Genomic DNA, 2,757 nt, shown 5'->3' with positions numbered 1-2,757 from the left:
GGCTCTACGTCTGCGGAATCACCCCCTACGACGCCACTCACCTGGTTCGCTCCCGCCGCCCCCCGCGCCGGTGCGGGCCGGGTCGGCTGGCCCCCGCGCTGGCTGGTGCGGGTGCGCTCGGTTTCTCACCGACCTTTCACGAACATACGGTTGACAGGCGGTCAGATGATGGGAAGTCGCGGAGGATAGCGCCGTGACCATGTCATGGTCAAGGTCTATCTTTTCCGTGCACGCTTGGATCAAATGACGTCCACCTGTCTTTCATTTTGGTTTGCCGGGCTTTGGCCAAGAGCTGGGCCCTGGTCGGGGAGGACGTCACAACGTTGAAGAACACCAGGAGAACCGCTGCGGCTGCCACGGCCGCAGCGGTCATAGTCGCGCTCGGCACGGGCCTGTTCCCGGCCTCCGCCGTCGCCGCCGGCTCGGCCCCGGTCCCGCGGGACCCGGCCGACGCCGTCCAGAACACCGAGCACAACCTTCCGGGTCCGCTGACCGCGAAGGTGGAGGCGGAGCAGAAGGCCGCCACCGAGAAGCTCCTCAACGGCACCGCCGAGGTCGAGCAGCACAACGGCAGCACCAGCGTGAAGCTCGGCAAGGACAAGTACGTCGAGCTCGCTCGCGAGCGCACGGACAAGATCTTCACCATCCTGGTCGACTTCGGTGACCAGGTGGACAACACCACCAAGACGCCGGACGGCAAGGTCAAGTACGGCGGCGAGGCCGGCCCCAAGCACAACGAGATCGAGAAGCCGGACCCGGCCACCAACAACTCGACCGAGTGGCAGGCCGACTACAACCAGCAGCACTACCAGGACCTGTACTTCGCCAAGGACAAGCCCTCGCTGAAGACCTACTACGAGAAGCAGTCCTCGGGCCGCTACTCGGTCGACGGCGTGGTCTCGGACTGGGTCCGGGTGCCGTGGAACGAGGCCCGGTACGGCTCCGACTACTGCGGCTCCAACGTCTGCGCCAGCGCCCAGGACCTGATCCGCGACGCCGTGGACATCTGGTACAAGGACCAGCAGGCCAAGGGCCAGACCGAGGCCCAGATCAAGGCCACGCTGGCCCAGTACGACCAGTGGGACCGCTACGGTTCGCACCACGACGGGAACTTCAACCAGCCCGACGGGTACATCGACCACTTCCAGATCGTGCACGCCGGCGAGGACAAGTCGGCCGGTGGCGGCAAGCAGGGCAGCAAGGCCCTGTGGGCGCACCGCTCGTACGTCTACGGCAACCTGCAGGGCACGGCCGGTCCCGAGGGCAACAAGCTCGGCGGCGTCCAGGTCGGCAACAGCGGCCTGTGGATCGGCGACTACACGATGCAGCCGGAGAACGGCGGCCTCGGCGTCTTCGCCCACGAGTACGGCCACGACCTCGGTCTGCCGGACCTCTACGACACCGCCGGCAAGGGCATCGACAACTCGGTCGGCTTCTGGTCGCTGATGTCCTCCGGTTCCTGGCTCGGCGAGGGCAAGGACAGCATCGGCGACATGCCGAACGACCTCGACGCCTGGAGCAAGTACAAGCTGGGCTGGCTGAAGGCCGACCACGCCAAGGCGGGCACCGAGTCGACCCACCACATCGGCCCGGCGGAGTACAACAGCAACCTGCCGCAGGGTCTGATCGTCGACCTGCCGAAGAAGAGCATCACCACCGAGATCAACAAGCCGTTCGGCGGCACCGGTGAGTGGTGGAGCGGCAGCGCCGACAACCTGAACGTCACGCTCACCCGTGACATCGACCTGACCGGCAAGACCAAGGCCAGCATCAACGCCAAGGCCTGGTACGAGCTGGAGCAGGACTTCGACTACGCGTTCGGCGAGGTCTCCACCGACGGCGGCAAGACCTGGACCGTCGTCGACGGCACCTGGAACGGGACCGCGCTGCCGCGCGAGAACGGCCGTCCGGCCATCAGCGGCCAGGTGGCCGCCTGGGGCGACCTGTCCTTCAACCTGGACGCCTACGCGGGCCAGAAGGTCAAGTTCCGCTACCACAACACCACCGACGGCGGCCTGCACTTCCGCGGCCTGACGCTGGACAACATCGCGGTCGTCGCCGACGGCGCCACCGTGTTCAGCGACGACGTCGAGAACGGTGACAACGGCTGGGTGGCCGACGGGTTCTCCCGCTTCGGCGGCTCGTACACCAAGGACTACGCGCAGTACTACATCGCGGAGAACCGGCAGTACGTGTCCTTCGACCAGACCCTGAAGACCGGCCCGTACAACTTCGGCTTCGCCGACAAGCCGAACTGGGTCGAGCACTACTCGTACCAGCCCGGCCTGCTGATCTGGTACTGGGACGAGTCGCAGACCGACAACAACGTCAGCGCCCACCCGGGCCAGGGCCTGATCCTGCCGGTCGACTCGCACCCGGCTCCGCTGAAGTGGACCGACGGCACCCTGATGCGTCCGCGCATGCAGGGCTACGACTCCACCTTCGGCTCGCGCCGCACCTCCGGTCTGACCCTGCACAAGGCCGGCGTCGAGACCGTCATCCCGAAGGCCAAGGGCGTCGACGAGTTCAACGACCTGAAGTCGTGGTGGAACAAGGACAACCCGTACAGCGGTGTCAACGTCCCGAAGACCGGGACCAGCATCGAGGTCGAGAACGAGTCCTCGAACTACCTGGAGACCTGGATCCGGGTCCGCCCGGTCGACAACTTCTGATCGTCACCCCCCGGGTAGCGATCGGCCTGTGACCAGGCAGCTCTGACAACTCCACGTCCGGCCCGTCCCCGCAGCGCGCGGGGGC

At 66.5% G+C, this 2,757-nt stretch carries 1 protein-coding gene; it reads left to right on the top strand.

Annotated elements, in window-relative coordinates; all coding sequences use genetic code 11:
* The first annotated feature begins 323 nt into the window (after positions 1 to 323).
* The gene (locus ACFU7Z_RS38450) at positions 324 to 2,672 is read left to right on the top strand and encodes an immune inhibitor A domain-containing protein (RefSeq protein WP_049652524.1); all 2,349 of its coding nucleotides are present in this window, start codon (positions 324 to 326) and stop codon (positions 2,670 to 2,672) included.
* The last annotated feature ends 85 nt before the right edge of the window (positions 2,673 to 2,757 follow it).

Source organism: Kitasatospora sp. NPDC057518 (assembly GCF_042802075.1).
Classification (GTDB): Bacteria; Actinomycetota; Actinomycetes; order Streptomycetales; family Streptomycetaceae; genus Kitasatospora.
Note: the sequence above shows the minus strand (reverse complement) of the source record. Positions and strands in the feature narration are given on the sequence as shown.